Origin of the sequence: Ohessyouella blattaphilus, assembly GCF_024721265.1 — a bacterium.
In the GTDB taxonomy this organism is placed as follows: Bacteria; Bacillota; Clostridia; order Lachnospirales; family Lachnospiraceae; genus Aequitasia; species Aequitasia blattaphilus_A.
Map to the genome: position 1 here is coordinate 95,497 of NZ_JAMXOC010000008.1, position 16,912 is coordinate 112,408.

Consider the following 16,912-nt stretch of genomic DNA (forward strand, 5'->3'; position numbering starts at 1 on the left):
AGAATATAACAATGAGTAGAGAGTTACACGTATCACAAAAAGGCAATATCGAGGGTGCTTTCCAAACGATTCAAGAAGCGGCCCAGATCGCGGAAGCCGGCGATAAGGTTATCGTTCACGAAGGTGTCTACAGAGAATGGGTAAAGCCAGTAAATGGCGGCAAAAGCAATACCGACCGGATTGTCTACGAGGCAGCAGCTGGTGAAAAAGTAGTGATTAAGGGCTCGGAAGTTATCGATAGCTGGGAGAATGTAAAGGGCAATGTCTGGAAAGTTACCCTTCCGAATGCCTTCTTTGGCGACTTTAACCCTTATAAAGAAGAACTAGTTGGGGACTGGATGGTTCGTCCAAATCCTTACGAATATACCCTTCATCTAGGAGAGGTGTACTTAAATGGTAAGTCATTTTATGAAGCCAGAACCTTAGCAGAACTAGATAACCCCGTTAGAAGGGAAACGGCGGAGGACGCGCCGTGGATGCAAAGAGAAGAAGCGCTGCTTCATCCAGAGGACTCGATTTATCAGTGGTACGCGGAAGTGGCTGAAGAAGAAACGACGATTTACGCTAACTTCCAGGGCCAAAACCCCAATGAAGAGTTGGTAGAGATTAACGTCCGCAGAAGCTGCTTCTATCCGGCGGTCACGGGCCGGGATTATATAACGGTTCGCGGCTTTGAAATGGCTCAGGCGGCAACTCCTTGGACGCCACCCACAGCGGATCAGCCAGGTCTTTTAGGACCCAACTGGAGCAAAGGCTGGATTATTGAAAATAACATAGTACACGATGCAAAATGTAGCGCAATTAGCATTGGTAAAGAAGCCTCGACAGGACATAATGACTGTACAAGAACCCATCGTAAACCAGGCTACCAATACCAAATGGAGGCAGTATTCAAAGCGAGACAAATAGGTTGGAGTAAGGAAAAGATCGGCTCTCACATTATTCGCTACAATACCATCTATGACTGTGGTCAAAACGGGATTGTTGGTCACCTGGGCTGCGTCTTTAGCGAAATCTCCCATAACCATATCTACAACATTGCTGTAAAACACGAATTCTTTGGTTATGAAATCGGTGGTATTAAGCTTCACGCTGCTATCGACGTTTGGATCCACCACAACAATATCCATAACTGTACGCTGGGAACGTGGCTTGATTGGCAGATTCAAGGGACGCGAATTAGTAAGAATCTTTATTATGAAAATGACCGGGACTTAATGATTGAAGTAACCCATGGTCCTCATACGGTAGATGATAATATCTTCGCTTCTGATTATAACTTCGATAACATCGCTTGGGGCGGCGCTTTTGTCAACAACTTATGCTGTGGTACCATGCGCAGAGAACCAGTCCTCAACCGGGCAACGCCGTATCACCGTCCTCACTCAACAGAAGTTGCTGGGGTAACCTTTGTCTATGGCGGGGATGACAGATGGTTCCAAAATATCTTTATCGGTGGCACGAAAACATACAACGAGCAGTCCTTAAACGGAACGGTGGATTATAACGGTAGTCCTAGCTCCATGGCCGAGTATAAAGAGTGGTTAATCGCCGCCGGAAATGGCGATAACGAAGTCTTTGAACTAGTCAAGGATCCCGTGTATATCAACAACAACGGCTACTTAAAGGGTGCGCCTTCCTACGAAAAGGAAGAGACGAAATTCTCTAGTAAGGAAGATCCCAAGGCAAAAATCGTGGCCACGGATGACGGCACGTATCTAGAGTTCTACGCAGAAGACGGACTCTTTGATTTAGAGGCAGCCGTTCTTGAGACAAAGGATCTGGAGATGGTACGGATTGTGGAAGCCGCTTTTGAAGATCCTTGCGGCAATCCTATCGTTTTCGATACCGACTATCTCGGCCAGAAAAGAGAGCCAGGCGCGAACATCGGTCCTATTGTCGGTCTACAAAAGGGACAGAACAGAATTAAAGTTTGGTAATTGTCAGAATATTTAGACAATAAAAATAAGTTAATAATTAATATAAAATAAAAAGACAAATAGTCTTGACAATTAAAAATAGGGGTGCTATTATATAGTCAATCCAAGAAACCTAATATAATAAAAACTTGACGAGAAAGAGTTTTAAGGTTTCTAAATTGTACAAAAGGAGGCAAATCCATTGGACAATTCAGTGATGACAAGTCAATATGCGTGTGATACTGCAAATAGTTGTTCCCGTAGAGAATGCCTTATCGGTGTAAAGACGGCAACTAAAAGAAGTGAATAAGAATCGGAGAGATTTGGTGCCGCAAAGATCATATTTGTAAGCATATTGAGAAAGAAGTATCACCTCAAAGTGAACGGAAAATGTGTAAAGAAACATTAACCGGGACGTCATTTTATAACATATAAAACAAGGTTTAGGAAGTAATAACCCAGTAAGATTGTTAGTAAATGATAAGGGCTCTGCTACCAATAAGAAAAGTTATAGGTGCTTATTAACCAATTGAAATGTTTTATATGAGATAGGGAAAATAAAATAGATGCCGAGGTTTAACGAAAGCAAAAGATTAATTGTGGAAATATGCATATTAGTAAGACAAAAATGAGTGTATGACTACAAGAAAATGTTAGTAAGAAACAAAACCGAGGGCTTTGGGCTGTTAATGAATATAATCAATAACAGAGGTAGAAAAAAGTAATAAACGGGAACGACTGATCGGAAGAAACCTCCGATTAAAGATAAAGCTTTATAACTAAATAGGAAGGCGGCCATTACAACAAAACGATTGTAGTGGCCGCTTTCCTATGTAAAAATAGTCTTATAGAAATTCGACTAAAATCATTATAAAAAGTCGAGTAAATGCTGGGAACTCTCTGCTATGATATATCTACGAAAGGAGGGGATGAACGTGCTGAAAAAGCTTAATCAAGTAATCGAATACATTGAGGACCACTTAACGGATGACTTGCAACTTAAGAAGATTTCTGAGTATGTACAGGTTTCCGACTATCATTTTAGAACGGTTTTTTTTCACCTTGCCGGAATGACATTGAGTGAATATATCAAGAATCGTCGATTAGCAGAAGCGAACAGAGACTTACTTAGAGGCGAAAAAGTTACAGATGTGGCGTATAAATACCGGTATCAATCGCTGGATGGTTTTACGCGAGCGTTTACGAAATGGAGTGGTATTTTGCCGTCAGAAGTAGCGAAAAAGCAAGCTAGTAAATCTTTCCCCAAGCTTACGTTTCTCATTACAGTACAAGGAGGAAAAAGTATGAGATATAAAGTTGTAGAAATGCCAACGTTTTATTTGGCAGGTGTAAGCAAACGTGTTCCCATGCAGTTTGTAGGTGTCAATAATGAGATTGTGGAGTTAGCGAAGAGCATTACCGAGGAACAACGAAAGGAAATGCACGCCTTGCAAAACATAGAACCATACCAGGTTGTTAATGCGTCTTATAATGCTGATAGCGAATTTGAAAAAGAAGAGGGTGAGTTAACTCACATGATTGGCGTACTGACAACAAACGGGGATAGCAATAATTTGTTAGAAAAAGTAAAAGTAGAAGCGGCTACCTGGGCAGTATTTCCTAATGAGGGAAGCTTCCCCGAGACTATGCAAAATACCATGGCGCAAATTTATGCCGAGTGGTTGCCATCGGCTGATTATGAATTGATTTGTGCCCCTAACTTTTCTTTTACAAAAATGTCGGAAAATAAAAAGAATTATGCCTATTGTGAGATATGGATACCTGTGCAAAAGAAAAAAGTTATTGACAAAAGTTCCTGAATGTCTCATAGTAAAGTGCAAAGAAAGAATCTAGGAGGCAAATCGGTGAATACATTTAAGACTCAAAAGACGAATGTAGAAATGATGATGATGCGTAGCTGTGGAACAATGATGATGTACACAGTTTCTTTTGCACGCATTAGATATTCTGCTTCGTAAAATGTTTCCGATTGCTTTTTAATTAGGATATTTTAGCAGGTGTATGCGTGTAAGCGTGTACACCTTTTTTTTCGCGAAGCGTGATGCTTCCGGTTCATTTAAAAAACAACGATGATAATTGGGAGGAATGAGATGTCAACAATTAGACTTAAGAATTTGACAAAAACATTTTATCAAAAAGAAGGAGAGGTTTCGGCTCTTAAAGATGTCAGCTTAGAGATTAACGATGGGGATATCTACGGCATTATAGGGATGTCGGGAGCGGGCAAAAGTACCTTGGTTCGCTGTCTTAACTACCTAGAAAAGCCCACCTCAGGCCAGGTTTATATCGACGAGGTGGAGCTGGGGAGCTTAAATGAACAGCAGCTTAGAAAAGAACGGACCGAAATTGCGATGATCTTTCAGCATTTTAATCTGTTAGAGCAGAAGAATGTGATCGATAATATCTGCTTGCCCCTTCTAATCGCTGGTGTAACTAAGAAAGAAGCGCGAATGCGAGCTCACCAGCTCTTAGAGACGGTGGGGTTATCCGAAAAGAGCAAAGCCTTCCCCTCGAAGCTTTCCGGAGGCCAGAAACAAAGGGTGGCCATTGCCAGAGCTCTGGCGAGTAACCCCAAGATTCTCCTCTGCGATGAGGCCACTTCCGCACTTGACCCGCAGACTACGAAAGCAATTCTCAGCTTGCTAAAAGAAATAAATAAAAAGCTGGGAATCACCATCGTGATTATTACTCACCAAATGGAAGTCGTTCGGGAGATTTGCAACCGGGTGGCGATTATGGAAGCAGGCGAAGTGAAGGAAGAAGGCTTTGTGGAGGCGATTTTTGACAACCCGAAATCCAAGGCCGCAAAGCACTTAATCTTTAAAGATGCAGGGAAAGAAGACCATGTTCTCGGTGATGAGAAGGTAAAGGATCTTCTAAAGGGCGGCAAGATTGTGAGAATCGTTTTTACAGAAAACTCTGCCTTTGAACCGGTTATCAGCAATGTGATTTTAAAGTTTAATACGCCGATTAATATCCTTGGAGCGGATACGAAGAACGTCGGGGGTATTGCAAAGGGAGAAATGCTGATTCGTTTGCCGGAAGATGCGAAGCTGGCAAGCGAAATGAGCGCATATCTACTAGAACGAGGACTAAAGGTAGAGGAGGTAGAAGCAGATGTTTACTAAAGAAATTATGGAGATGCTAACAAAAGGCATTGGTGAAACGCTATATATGGTATTGCTATCCACGTTATTGGCATACGTTATCGGCTTGCCTCTAGGAGTTATCTTAAATGTGACCGATAAGGGCGGACTTAAGCCCAATGCCGCTGTCAATAAATTACTGGGAACAATCGTTATTAATATTACCAGAAGTGTTCCTTTTGTAATCTTTGCCCTTTTGATTGGGCCGTTAACCAAGTTTTTAATCGGTAAAAGCACAGGCCCAACAGCAATGGTAGTTGCCCTTTCCTTAAGTGCTGCCCCACTGGTGGCGCGGATGGTAGAGTCCTCTTTAAACGAGGTGGATAAAGGGGTCATCGAAGCGGCCCGGTCTATGGGCGCGACGAATCGTTTTATTGTCTTTAAGGTGATGTTAGTAGAGGCGCGGATTTCCCTGATCTCGGGAGCGACCATCTGCTTAGTGACCATTATCGGATATTCGGCAATGGGTGGATTCTTTGGTTCTGGTGGTTTAGGTGATATCGCCGTTCGTTACGGCTACCACCGTTATGATTTTGGTATTATGATTATTACGGTAGTACTATTAGTAGTCTTGGTGTTGCTATTTCAAGCTGTCGGCAATCGCTTTGCCAGTAGTTTAGATAGAAGAAAATAAGGAGGAGAATGATTATGAAAAAGAGAATTGGAGCGTTATTATTAGTAGGTGTATTGGCGGTGGGAACCTTAAGTGGTTGTGGTCTCGCCAAAAAAGATGAGGGCAGCAAAGAAAGCTCTGGAGATGACAAGGCGATTACTATCGCGGCTTCCGCAGCTCCACACGCAGAGATTTTAGAGGAAGCGAAAGCCCTTTTAAAGGAAGAGGGAATCGATCTTGAGATTACCGTTTTTAGTGATTATGTGCAACCAAACGTAGTAGTTGATGGTGATGAGTTCGATGCGAACTTCTTTCAGCACCTTCCTTACCTAGAGAACTTTAATGAAGAAAGAGGAACTAAGCTTGTATCCGCTGGTGGTATTCACTACGAACCTCTAGGAATTTACCCAGGTAAGAAAAAGAGCCTAGACGAAGTAGAAAAAGGGGATGTGATTGCTGTGCCTAACGACACCACCAATGAAGCGAGAGCACTATTATTGCTGGAAGATAATGGAATTATCAAGCTTAAAGAGGGAGCTGGCATCAATGCCACCGTTAACGATATTGAGGACAATATTAAAGGTGTGGAAATCCTTGAATTAGAAGCAGCTCAGATTCCTCGGGTGGTGGATGAGCAAGCGTTTTCTATTCTCAATGGGAACTACGCACTAGAAGCTGGTTTCTCAGTGAAAAAAGATGCTCTTGTATATGAAGAGGCAGATTCAGAAGCCGCGAAGACGTATGTAAATATTATCGCAGTGAAAGCTGGTAATGAAGAGAGTGCAAAGATCAAAAAGTTAGTAGAAGTTCTAAAGTCAGATAAGATTACTGAATTTATCAATGAAAAGTATGACGGAGCGGTAGTGCCGTTTACAGAATAATAGAAATCCGTTAAAAGTAGCCTTCGGGCTACTTTTTTTATGTGGTAATGGTTCAGGACAGACCACAGACTCGTCTACTCCGTATTTATAACCGACTGCTGTCCTGAATAGCTATCTAATCTTCATAAAATCTTCATAAAGATGGCAGTATTTTCTTACACTTTAATGGGTAAGCTTAAGAACACGAGGAGGGAAGACTATGGAAAATGTAATACAGGTAAAGGACCTTTACAAGCTTTATAAGGTTGGTGACGAAGTGGTGCGAGCTCTGGAGAATATTAATTTTACCGTCGCCAGAGGTGAGTTTGTAGCAATCGTCGGTACCTCTGGTTCGGGAAAATCCACACTCTTAAATATGTTGGCGGGTCTTGAAGGTCCGACCAAGGGCGAAATTGTCGTTGGTGGAGAGCATATTGAAAAACGAACAGAAGAAGAGTTAGTTACTTATCGCCGTAAAAAGGTAGGGTTTATTTTTCAGTCCTTTCATTTGATGCCGATGCTGACAGCTTTAGAAAATGTGGCTTTACCCCTAAGTTTTCAGGGAGTTAGTAAAAAGGAGCGGCTTCAAGAAGCAGTCAAGATGCTTCAGAAGGTGCGATTAAGCTCTCATAAAGAACACGTACCGATGCAGATGTCGGGTGGGCAGCAGCAAAGAGTGGGAATTGCCAGGGCTTTGGTAGTAGATCCCCAGATTATCTTTGCCGATGAGCCTACGGGAAATTTGGATTCTCAGACCTCTGAGGAAATTATGACCTTGATGCAAAAAGTGGTTCGCGATAATCAGAAGACCTTAGTTATGGTTACTCACGATGATAATTTGGCGACGTATGCGGATAGGGTCTTTCATATAAAAGACGGACAGATAACGAAAATTGTTGATAACAGGAGAGAAGAGGGAGGCAAAGAAGATGAATAAAGTAAAGAAGATGGTAGCGGGCGTACTTGCCTTTGCATTAATTGGCGGTATCTTGATGATGGTACCGGTCCGGGCAGCAGGCGAGCTATCGCTAAATGTAAAGGATAATGCGGTCCCTACCTACACGGCCGGAGAAAAGAAGAAGATTATCCTAGAGGTGAAAAATAATAGTGCTGTAGATATGACGAATGTTATCGTCTCACCAGATCTAGGTAATGACGGCAATTCTTGGCCGTTTACGACGGATTCCCAAAGGTATGAACAGAAAATAGATATTTTAGCAGCGGGAGCAAGTAGTGAAGTTGCTTTTGAGATGACGGGGAAGAAGGCTATCGAAACGAAGCGTTACAATGTAAAGTTTAACGTGCTTGCAGATGGAGTGGCGCCAATCACTGAGAACGTCTATGTGAAGGGCGAGAAGAAGGCAGACGAAGAGCCCATTACACCTAACCCGGCACCTAGTCTGGAAGCGCCGATGGTTGCCAACTCTGAGCCGATCTATAGCGGCGGCGGTGGCGGCGAAAGCGGCGGCAATAGCTCTGTCCCTAGGGTCATCGTAACGGGCTTTAGTACCGACCCAGGAACGGTAAAAGCCGGTAGCAATTTTAAGCTAGTCGTGCATCTTAAAAATACGTCTAAGGTAACCGGTGTTTCCAATATGCTCTTTAATATGAGTGCCACGCCTGAAGGAGAAGAAGAGACGGCGGCACCCTCATTCTTACCAGCTACAGGCAGCAGTTCCATTTTCTTAGAAGGTATCCCTGCTGGCGGGACGGCAGATATTAGCATCGATTTGAATGCCAAAGCTGATTTGGTGAACAAACCCTATAGCTTAACCATGGCGATGATGTATGAGGATGGTAGTGGCAATCAGATTGAGGGGAATTCCAATCTCTCGATTCCAGTTAGTCAAGATGCTAGATTTGAGTTCTCCGAGTTTGAGATTGCCCCGGAAAGCGTTGCCGTTGGTGATGACGCCAATATCATGTGCGAGCTCTACAATATGGGACGGATTAAGCTATATAATGTGAAGGCAACCTTTGAAGGGAAAGGGATAGAGAAAGAAGAAGTCTTTATCGGCCATGTGGAATCTGGGGCGACCGCTTCCATCGATGCAATGCTTAAAGGAAAGCAGGAAACCAAGGGGAAAGAGAAGATGAAAATGACTCTTTCCTATGAAGATGAAGGGGGAAAGCGAACCGAGGTAAGCAAGGATTTTTCTCTTGAAATTACGGCCGGGGCGACTGATGAAATGATGGCAGAGCCCATGGTGACTGAGCAGAAAAAGAGCGGGTTGCCGATTATTCCCGTAGTTATCGGGGTGTTAGTAATCTGCGGCGGTGCGTTTATCATTTTAAAAATCAAGAAGCGTAAAAGTAAGCTTGGCCAAATGGATGAGGAGGAGTTATTTGATGCGACCTATGGACCTTCTGAGGATTAGTGTTACAAATTTGCGGAGAAGAAAGCTGCGAACGTTTCTCACGGTTCTCGGTGTGGTTATCGGTACCGCCTCTATCGTAACGATGATTTCCTTGGGCCTTGGCTTGCAGCAGTCGATGTTAGATGAGGTAGAAGCTAGTGGGGGACTTACTAGTGTGAACGTTACCGGTAAAAGTGCCGGCGAGACCTATATTTACTATGGTAATACGGAAGAAGAAGGGGAGAAGTATCTTACCGATGATACGCTAGAGAAATTAAAGGCACTAGAACACGTCATCGGCGTGGCCCCTCTTTACGAAATAACAGGTATCTTCAAAAAAGGCAATTACGAGGGCTATATCCCGATTATTGCCTCAACCCGGGAAGGCTTAGAAGCAAGAAAGTTAACGCTAAAAGACGGGGAGCTTCCAGAAGTCGGGCAGAGTCGCTTGGATTTTGTCTACGGTAATACGCTATTGACGAACTTCTATGAAAGAGGAACGGATAAAGGGTATTACGAGACGGGAACGGTGCCAAATATCGATCTTGGAAAAGATACGCTCTTTTTGATTCTGGATACGGATAGTTACTGGGCTAGTCAAGATAATAGCGGAAGCGAGGGTAGTAGTGAGGAGGGGGATGGGTTTAATCAAAAGCAGGCAAAGAAATACCCCGTTAAATCCAGTGGTCTCCTAGAGGGAGAAATCGACGATTACTCCATCAATGGCTACTATGCCTACTGTGACTTAGAAAGTCTAAAAAAGGTACTAAAGAAAGAGTTTACTGGTAAGAAGATTCCCGGACAACCAGAGACCAAGTCGGGAAAACCTTACAAGGACTTTTGTTATTCCAGTGCCACTCTTGAAGTAGATGATATCGATAACGTGGAGGCGGTGGTAGCGGCCGTGCGCGAGCTGGGATATAACGCCTCTACTAACCAGGAATACTTAGAGAGTATGCAGAAGCAGTTCTTTATTATTCAAGCCGTCCTAGGCGGTATCGGTGCCGTTTCCCTTTTCGTCGCTGCGATTGGCATCGCCAATACGATGATGATGGCTATCTATGAACGGACCAAGGAAATCGGGGTGATGAAGGTGCTTGGTTGTAGTCTTAAGAGCATTCACCGGATGTTTCTTCTAGAAGCAGCCGGAATCGGCTTTTTTGGTGGCTTTATCGGGTGTGTCCTTAGCTTTATTTTGTCCGCAGCTATCAATATGCTTGCGGCAAATGGTGGTGCATCCATGGGTATCAGTGGAAACATCTCTTATATTCCACCTTGGCTCGTCCTTTTGGCGATGGCCTTTTCTATGGTCGTCGGTGTGGTAGCTGGTATTCTACCAGCATCAAGGGGAATGAAGCTCTCGCCACTAGCAGCAATCCGCGGGGAATAATTTTATATAGAAAAAAGCTCTTCGATTGTAATTAGTCGAAGAGCTTTGCTTTATTTAGCTGGAACAATTTCTAACCAATAGCCGTCGGGATCAGTGATGAAATAAATTCCCATATCGGGATTCTCGAAGACCACGCAGTCCATCTCTTGGTGCTTCTTAAAAGCGCCGTCGTAATCATCTACGCGAAAGGCCAGATGAAATTCGCAATCACCTAAATCGTAATGTTCCTTATCCCAGTCTCTAAGCCAGGTCAGTTCAAGTTCAAAATCCGTCTCACCATCGCCTAGGTAGACAATAATAAAACTGCCGTCCTCTGCTTCTTTGCGACGAACTTCTTTCAAACCAAGAGCCTCTTCATAAAATTGCATGGACTTCTCAAGGTTCATAACGTTGTAGTTTTCGTGGATAAATTGGAATTTCATAGGTTTTTCCTCCTAATTGAAGTGGGGTGTAAAGATTACATCCCTATATTTTCGTAGAGCAAAGTAGACGATTAGTCCTAGGCCGAAGCAAGAGATTATTTCGCCAATGCCAACGGTCATCATCATAAACGGAATGGGTAGGTTTACCCCATACGCCAAGCGCAGCACGTACGGTACGATTAAGATGTTGGCGATAATTGGTGGCAAGGGTGCCAAATACGGGGTCTTATGACGTAAAAAGTAAGTTCCCACAGCACCGATTAAAGTAGCTAAACTTCCGAAGATAATGTCTGGCAAAATGGCTCCGCCGACAATATTGCCGATTAAACAACCGATAAATAAGCCGGGAATCGCCGCCGGTGTAAATAGCGGTAGAATTGTTAGGGCCTCAGCGATCCGCACCTGTATTTCACCAAAGGAAATAGGGGCGAAAATTAGCGTCAGCACCACATAAATAGCAGCAATCATGGCTGCCTGCACAGTAAATAGTAAATTCTTGTTCTTCATTATTAAATTCTCCTTAGTTTTTTTTAGCGTCTGGATGGTTTCGAACAGACGGTTATGCACCCCGTAGTATAGCATTTGTAAAGAGTGAAATCAAGGTGGGGGCCACCTCGTTAATCATCATAGACAATTCTTGGAGCCTTCCCCATAGAAATGCGCCAAGAGGTGCCGGTGCCGATGTTATAAGCTTTAGAGAAGCTTCCTTGGTTGATGGCGACAGCCATGTTATCAAGGCTGTTAACGTAGACGAGAGGTTCTCCTACGTTAACATCAGCGAAGCTTTTCGCATAGGTTAAGATATTTTGGTAGAGGATTCGGGTTTCGTTTTGGATCTTTATCTCTACGCGGCTATTGTGCTTTAAGCCAAGGCCTACAAAAAGGTCTCTAGGAATATTAGTCCATAGGCTACCGAAGCGGACGTCTAAGACATCGATGGTGCCGTGCACCTTATCGCCATCAAAAGTGGCGTCAATTACAGGCAGCTCTACGACAGAGTCCACGGGAATTTCTGGGCCGACACCGGTAAAGTCGATCACGCCAGCAGCCAGCCTAGCACCAGTAAAGGCGTAGATATCCCGGCCGTGGAAGGTATAGCTTTCGCCGGAATTAGGGAGGCGATTTACGCTCTCATCAATGATTCTGGCCTCAACGATTCCCAGCATCTTCTTCACATGGGTGAGGGTCCCGTTATCTGGGGTGATGATGTATTGGCCGCTTTTGGTTTTCACGCCGATGCTCTGTCTAGTAGAACCCACGCCAGGGTCGACGACGCTGACAAAGACCGTGCCGGCCGGCCAGTAGCTGACAGTTTGAATCAGCCGGTAAGAGGCTTCCCAAATGTCGTATTGGGGAATATCATGGGTCAAATCAGTAATCAACAGCTCTGGGGAAACGGAGTAGGCAACTCCGTACATGGCACTGACAGCCCCATCTGCAGTACCAAAATCCGTTTGCAAAATTAATGGTTTTTTCTTCATAATATTTATCCTTTTCGAGCTAAACATCACATGCAAAAGCACCCGTGTTTGCGTATCATTAGTATAGCATATGAAAAAAGCCTATGCTATACTTAAAGGAGTTTGATACGGATTTGGGGTGAAAAAAAGATGGTGATTAGATGTGATAAAAGTCACGAAGAGGAACTGCTTAAGTATGCTCACGAAGAGGCAGTGCTTAATACTTTCCTGATAGCGGACATACTAATCTATGGGTTTGCTAATGATTTTCAAGAAATCCATGTAGAGACGAAGAGTCAAGAGGTTACCGCGGAAACGATAAAAGGGATATATCTTCGTTTCTATGACAACTTAATAGTTTACGGAAAAGAAGATCGGGTTGATGAAGCGTTTGCGCTAGCGTATGTAAGGGAAAAGGGAATTCGCCAGGTGATGGGTCGGGAAGAGACCATCCGGAAGCTGGCAAATCAACTAGATGGCTATACGGCGATTACCAAAGGGCTTTATGTGTTTGCCGGTGATCTGAATAAGCTTCCCAAAGACCAGGGGTGTATTCAGGAGGCGACCCTGGCAGATGGCGAGCGGTTATTTGCCTTTCTGCGCAAGTTTCCAGAATTCAGAGCGGCCTATGCTTCAAAAGACATGCTGCTGAACCGTTTGCGCTCCGGAGAAGGGCGTCACTTCTTTATAACAGAGGGGACCAAGATTATTGCCGGGGCGAATACGGCAGCGAAAAGTCCACAAACCACCATGATCGGCGGCGTGGGGTGCTTGCCAGAGTTTCGCAATAGAGGGCTCGCTACTCAGCTAGTGGGGCACCTCGCAGCGCTAATTGTGAAAGAAGGTAAGATTCCTTGTCTGCTGGCAATTCCCGAGACAGAGCACAATCTGTATGTGGCGTGTGGATTTACCAAGGAGGCAGCGTGGACGATTTTGGAGAGGAACGAGTAATGGATAGAAAGGTTATGATTGAATTTGAAAATTACACCTTCAAGTACTTTAGCCAAGCAGAACCGACTTTGCACGAGATTAATCTGCAGATATATGAAGGTGAGAAGGTCTTGATTGTGGGTCCCTCTGGTAGCGGGAAAAGCACCTTAGGCCATTGCCTAAATGGATTGATTCCTTCTTCTTATAAAGGAGAAACTACAGGGACGCTACGAATTGAGGGAAAGGATGTGTCGGACCAGAGCATTTTTGAACGCTCGGGGCAAGTGGGAACGGTACTTCAAGATGCAGATGGTCAGTTTGTCGGGCTGTCAGTTGGTGAGGACATTGCCTTCTCCTTGGAGAATGACGGTACCGATCAAGTAAAGATGAAAGAGCTAGTAGATCAAGTGTCCGCTCTTGTAGATATGGATCAGCATCTAAAATCCTCGCCCTTTGAACTATCAGGTGGTCAGAAGCAACGGGTTTCTTTTGCCGGGATCATGGTGAATGACGTGCCGATTATGCTTTTTGATGAACCGCTGGCGAACTTAGACCCAGCTACCGGTAAGACGGCAATCGATTTAATCGATCAGATTCACCAGCAGTTTCATAAGACGATGGTGATTATCGAGCATCGCTTAGAGGATGTGCTATATCGCCACGTAGACCGGATTATCGTCATCGAAGAAGGGCGCATTGTGGCCGAGGGTACGCCGGATGCTCTCCTAGCTGGGGCAGTGTTATCCCGGTGCGGGATTCGGGAGCCTTTATACGTAACGGCTATTAAATACGCGGGGGTAGCGCCAGATGAAAGCTTGCGCCTAGGAAGCATTGAGACCCTTAATATTGACCAGGTGAAGGCCCCGCTATTAGCTTGGGAAAAGGCTCAGAGGAAAAGCCCTGAGAAAGCGGAAAAGGAAGAGATTTTAAGAATCAGCAACCTAGAGTTTAGCTATACGAAAAAGCGCCAGATTTTAAAAGGGATTGATATCTCCATTAAGGCCGGGGAAATGGTGAGTATCGTAGGGCGTAACGGCGCCGGGAAAAGTACGCTGGCGAAAGTTATCTGCGGGTTTGTGAAGGAAGACGCAGGTGATGTCTTCTACAAAGGCCAGTCTCTCAAAGGCCAAACCATCAAGGAGCGCTCCCAGATTATTGGATACGTTATGCAAAATCCGAATCAGATGATCTGCAAACCGATGATCTATGATGAGATTGCCCTGGGACTACGCTTGCGGGACGTACCTGAGGAAGAGATCGAACCAAGAGTGGAAAAGGTCATGAAAATCTGTGGGCTTACGCCTTTTCGTAAGTGGCCCGTATCAGCTCTTAGCTATGGACAGAAAAAGCGGGTGACGATAGCGTCAATCCTGGTGCTAAATCCTCACGTTCTTATTCTCGACGAACCAACGGCCGGTCAGGACTATAAGCACTATACAGAGATTATGGAGTTTTTAAAAGAATTAAATGACCAAGGGGTGACGATTATTCTGATTACTCACGATATGCACCTGATGTTAGAGTATACCCCTCATGCCATCGTCCTATCGGAAGGGGAAAAGCTAGGGGATGCAAGTGCGGCTCAGATTTTGTCAAATCCTGAAGTGGCAGCGGCGGCGAACTTAAAGGTAACGTCTCTTTATGACTTAGCCCAAAAGATCGGTCTACCGGAACCTTCAAAGTTTGTTCAGCAATTTATCGACTCCGAAAAGGAGGTGCGGTAGATGAAGAGTAAACTATTTGATTACGTTGAAAAAGACAATATTATCTATAATCTTTCGGGATTTACGAAACTAATATGTTTCGTTTGCTATACCTTTGCGGTGATGTTTTCCTACGATATTCGCTGTATTATCGGGGTTGCCGTCTTGTCAGTTATCTTTTTTCGCATGTCGGAGATTAAGTTCTCCCAGGTAAGGACGATGATAATTTACGTCTTCGTTTTCTTACTGTTAAACTTTGTGCTCACGTTTCTCTTTAGTCCCACCTATGGCACGGAGATATACGGAACGGAGCATGTGATTTTTCCGATTCTCGGTCGTTACGTGGTGACCCAGGAACAACTTTTATATCAGCTGACGAAGCTTTTAAAATACGCAGCAACGGTACCGATGGGGATGCTTTTTTTACTGACTACCAACCCTAGTGAGTTTGCCGCTTCCATTAACCGGATTGGTATTAGCTATAAGGGGGCCTTTGCTCTATCTTTAACCTTGCGGTATTTTCCGGATTTGATTCGTGACTACGGCGATATCTCTTTGGCTCAGCAGAGCCGGGGTTTAGACTTATCGAAGAAGGAGAAGCTAGGAACAAGGATTAAGAATATTATGAATATCTGTATTCCCCTGATTTTTTCTACTTTGGACCGAATTGAGTTAATCAGTAACGCTATGGATTTGCGGGGCTTTGGAAAGAAAAAGAAACGTACCTGGTACGCGGCGAAGCCTCTTAAGGCTGGCGACTGGGTGGCGATTGTCCTAGCGGTTATCGTGTTTGCCATTACAGTTATGATTAGTGTCTTTATTAATAAGTCCAGATTTTGGAATCCATTTATATAAGTATGTGAAAGAGAGGTAGATTATTTATGAAACCAATGTTAGTTTTCCAGACAGATTTTACTTATAAAGAAAGCGCCGTTAGCTCCATGTACGGCGTGGTAAAAAGTGTAGACAGGGAGCTAGAGATCCACGACGGTACCCACGAGCTGCCACAATACGATACTTGGAGTGCCAGTTATCGTTTGTTCCAGAGCTTGCCTTTTTGGCCGGAGGGCACGATTTACGTCTCGGTGGTGGACCCAGGGGTGGGCACTTCGAGAAAGGCGTGTGTGGCTAAAACTGTCACCGGTCACTACGTGGTGACCCCGGATAATGGGGCTTTAACTCATGTGAAAGCGATGATGGGCATTGAGGCTGTCCGGGAGATTGATGAGAGTGTGAACCGCTTAAGAGGAAAAGGGACAGAAGAGGTGGCGATTTTCCATGGCCGGGACGTGTTTGGCTATACGGCTGCTAGACTTGCCAGTGGTATTATCGACTTTGCGGGCGTAGGTCCAGAATACGGCCTTGATGAGATTGTTACCCATCCCCTGCTCACCCCAGAGATTACCCCAGGGAGAGTGGAAGGTATTTTTGAGATTAATGATCCGAATTTCGGTAACCTTTGGACGAATATACCGCTAAAGGATTTCCGAGAGGCGGGATTTGCTTACGGCGATCTGGTTAAGATGACCGTAGAGCACGACGGCCAGGAGGTGTTCCAAGAGTCGGTACTTTTCCACCAAAGCTTTGGTTACGCCAAGAAGGGCGACCCGATGATTTATAACAATGAGCTGATGCGAATTGCCATGGCGGTTAGCCAAGGGAACTTCTGCAACCAGTACCAGTTAGGGTACGGTCCTGAGTGGAAAGTCATCTTGCAAAAAATATAGATTAAGATATAATTAAGAAAAATTGCAACGATAGTTTTATAAAAATAAACGCTAGAGTCTTGATAAATAAAGGGCTCTAGCGTTTTGCGTATATTGCAATATGCAGTTGAAGAAAGTAAAAAGTCCAAAAAAAGTCCAAAATGGGAAAATTAGAAAGGGTATAGCGCCCGCCCGGGGGCAAGCAATAAGATAATGGAAAACGCCACCCACCGACGTACCACCTTTGCGTGTGATTTATTCCCAAAATGAGAAAAGTATTGTATGCGTAACGGATAAGTTAAGCCCCTAGTAGCTAAGTGCTGCCGGGGCTTTTGTAGTGCGCCTGGCGGCGCACGTTTCTAACCGGTGTAAGTCCGCAATCCGC

The 16,912-nt window shown here is 44.4% G+C and carries 15 protein-coding genes; 12 read left to right on the forward strand and 3 right to left on the reverse strand.

The window, feature by feature from the left end; genetic code table 11:
* Nucleotides 1–11 precede the first annotated feature (11 nt).
* The 8 genes from NHH16_RS07310 to NHH16_RS07345 all read left to right on the forward strand — a co-directional run bounded on the left by NHH16_RS07310 (nt 12) and on the right by NHH16_RS07345 (nt 10,306).
* A complete protein-coding gene (locus tag NHH16_RS07310; RefSeq protein ID WP_262068935.1) occupies nt 12–1,940 on the forward strand; it encodes a right-handed parallel beta-helix repeat-containing protein in 1,929 nt (642 codons plus the stop codon).
* A gap of 908 nt (nt 1,941–2,848) precedes the next feature.
* Nucleotides 2,849–3,739, forward strand: coding sequence for an AraC family transcriptional regulator (locus tag NHH16_RS07315; RefSeq protein ID WP_275982129.1), 891 nt, complete (start codon nt 2,849–2,851; stop codon nt 3,737–3,739).
* Nucleotides 3,740–4,030: 291 nt separating this feature from the next.
* A complete protein-coding gene (locus NHH16_RS07320; RefSeq protein ID WP_262068936.1) occupies nt 4,031–5,068 on the forward strand; it encodes a methionine ABC transporter ATP-binding protein in 1,038 nt (345 codons plus the stop codon).
* Nucleotides 5,058–5,720, forward strand: coding sequence for a methionine ABC transporter permease (locus NHH16_RS07325; protein ID WP_262068937.1), 663 nt, complete (start codon nt 5,058–5,060; stop codon nt 5,718–5,720). The genes NHH16_RS07320 and NHH16_RS07325 overlap by 11 nt, the downstream gene beginning before the upstream one ends.
* Nucleotides 5,721–5,734: 14 nt before the next feature.
* Nucleotides 5,735–6,580: a MetQ/NlpA family ABC transporter substrate-binding protein gene (locus tag NHH16_RS07330; protein ID WP_262068938.1), complete on the forward strand. Its 846-nt coding sequence runs from the start codon at nt 5,735–5,737 to the stop codon at nt 6,578–6,580.
* A 199-nt stretch (nt 6,581–6,779) separates the two neighbouring features.
* The gene (locus NHH16_RS07335; protein WP_262068939.1) at nt 6,780–7,496 is read left to right on the forward strand and encodes an ABC transporter ATP-binding protein; all 717 of its coding nucleotides are present in this window, start codon (nt 6,780–6,782) and stop codon (nt 7,494–7,496) included.
* The gene (locus NHH16_RS07340) at nt 7,489–8,937 is read left to right on the forward strand and encodes a COG1361 S-layer family protein (RefSeq protein WP_262068940.1); all 1,449 of its coding nucleotides are present in this window, start codon (nt 7,489–7,491) and stop codon (nt 8,935–8,937) included. Before NHH16_RS07335 ends, NHH16_RS07340 begins: the two co-directional genes overlap by 8 nt.
* On the forward strand, nt 8,909–10,306 hold the full coding sequence (locus NHH16_RS07345; RefSeq protein ID WP_262068941.1) for an ABC transporter permease: 1,398 nt from the start codon (nt 8,909–8,911) through the stop codon (nt 10,304–10,306). Before NHH16_RS07340 ends, NHH16_RS07345 begins: the two co-directional genes overlap by 29 nt.
* A gap of 50 nt (nt 10,307–10,356) precedes the next feature.
* On the opposite strand, the gene NHH16_RS07350 is transcribed toward NHH16_RS07345, so the two are convergent.
* From NHH16_RS07350 to NHH16_RS07360, 3 genes are all read right to left on the reverse strand, one after another.
* Complete coding sequence (locus NHH16_RS07350; RefSeq protein WP_262068942.1) at nt 10,357–10,728, reverse strand: VOC family protein; 372 nt, start codon at nt 10,726–10,728, stop codon at nt 10,357–10,359.
* Between the two features lie 12 nt (nt 10,729–10,740).
* Nucleotides 10,741–11,235 carry a QueT transporter family protein gene (locus NHH16_RS07355; RefSeq protein ID WP_262068943.1) on the reverse strand — a complete coding sequence of 165 codons (495 nt, stop codon included), beginning with the start codon at nt 11,233–11,235 and terminating at the stop codon, nt 10,741–10,743.
* Between the two features lie 110 nt (nt 11,236–11,345).
* Complete coding sequence (locus NHH16_RS07360; RefSeq protein WP_262068944.1) at nt 11,346–12,209, reverse strand: SAM hydrolase/SAM-dependent halogenase family protein; 864 nt, start codon at nt 12,207–12,209, stop codon at nt 11,346–11,348.
* A gap of 129 nt (nt 12,210–12,338) precedes the next feature.
* Between NHH16_RS07360 and NHH16_RS07365 the strand changes: the two genes are divergently transcribed.
* From NHH16_RS07365 to NHH16_RS07380, 4 genes are read left to right on the forward strand one after another with little or no spacing between them, the layout of a single operon-like run.
* Nucleotides 12,339–13,139, forward strand: a complete 801-nt coding sequence (locus NHH16_RS07365) for a GNAT family N-acetyltransferase (RefSeq protein ID WP_262068945.1) — start codon at nt 12,339–12,341, stop codon at nt 13,137–13,139.
* Nucleotides 13,139–14,842: an ABC transporter ATP-binding protein gene (locus NHH16_RS07370; RefSeq protein ID WP_262068950.1), complete on the forward strand. Its 1,704-nt coding sequence runs from the start codon at nt 13,139–13,141 to the stop codon at nt 14,840–14,842. Before NHH16_RS07365 ends, NHH16_RS07370 begins: the two co-directional genes overlap by 1 nt.
* Nucleotides 14,843–15,676, forward strand: coding sequence for an energy-coupling factor transporter transmembrane component T family protein (locus tag NHH16_RS07375; protein WP_262068946.1), 834 nt, complete (start codon nt 14,843–14,845; stop codon nt 15,674–15,676).
* 26 nt (nt 15,677–15,702) lie between these two features.
* Nucleotides 15,703–16,548 carry an SAM hydrolase/SAM-dependent halogenase family protein gene (locus NHH16_RS07380; protein WP_262068947.1) on the forward strand — a complete coding sequence of 282 codons (846 nt, stop codon included), beginning with the start codon at nt 15,703–15,705 and terminating at the stop codon, nt 16,546–16,548.
* Nucleotides 16,549–16,912: the final 364 nt, after the last annotated feature.

Excerpts from the sequence above, each read along its gene's own strand:
- NHH16_RS07310 (WP_262068935.1), top strand. The coding sequence starts at position 12 with ATGAGTAGAGAGTTACACGTATCACAAAAAGGCAATATCGAGGGTGCT.
- NHH16_RS07315 (WP_275982129.1), top strand. The coding sequence starts at position 2,849 with ATGAACGTGCTGAAAAAGCTTAATCAAGTAATCGAATACATTGAGGAC.
- NHH16_RS07320 (WP_262068936.1), top strand. The coding sequence starts at position 4,031 with ATGTCAACAATTAGACTTAAGAATTTGACAAAAACATTTTATCAAAAA.
- NHH16_RS07325 (WP_262068937.1), top strand. The coding sequence starts at position 5,058 with ATGTTTACTAAAGAAATTATGGAGATGCTAACAAAAGGCATTGGTGAA.
- NHH16_RS07330 (WP_262068938.1), top strand. The coding sequence starts at position 5,735 with ATGAAAAAGAGAATTGGAGCGTTATTATTAGTAGGTGTATTGGCGGTG.
- NHH16_RS07335 (WP_262068939.1), top strand. The coding sequence starts at position 6,780 with ATGGAAAATGTAATACAGGTAAAGGACCTTTACAAGCTTTATAAGGTT.
- NHH16_RS07340 (WP_262068940.1), top strand. The coding sequence starts at position 7,489 with ATGAATAAAGTAAAGAAGATGGTAGCGGGCGTACTTGCCTTTGCATTA.
- NHH16_RS07345 (WP_262068941.1), top strand. The coding sequence starts at position 8,909 with ATGCGACCTATGGACCTTCTGAGGATTAGTGTTACAAATTTGCGGAGA.
- NHH16_RS07350 (WP_262068942.1), bottom strand. The coding sequence starts at position 10,728 with ATGAAATTCCAATTTATCCACGAAAACTACAACGTTATGAACCTTGAG.
- NHH16_RS07355 (WP_262068943.1), bottom strand. The coding sequence starts at position 11,235 with ATGAAGAACAAGAATTTACTATTTACTGTGCAGGCAGCCATGATTGCT.
- NHH16_RS07360 (WP_262068944.1), bottom strand. The coding sequence starts at position 12,209 with ATGAAGAAAAAACCATTAATTTTGCAAACGGATTTTGGTACTGCAGAT.
- NHH16_RS07365 (WP_262068945.1), top strand. The coding sequence starts at position 12,339 with ATGGTGATTAGATGTGATAAAAGTCACGAAGAGGAACTGCTTAAGTAT.
- NHH16_RS07370 (WP_262068950.1), top strand. The coding sequence starts at position 13,139 with ATGGATAGAAAGGTTATGATTGAATTTGAAAATTACACCTTCAAGTAC.
- NHH16_RS07375 (WP_262068946.1), top strand. The coding sequence starts at position 14,843 with ATGAAGAGTAAACTATTTGATTACGTTGAAAAAGACAATATTATCTAT.
- NHH16_RS07380 (WP_262068947.1), top strand. The coding sequence starts at position 15,703 with ATGAAACCAATGTTAGTTTTCCAGACAGATTTTACTTATAAAGAAAGC.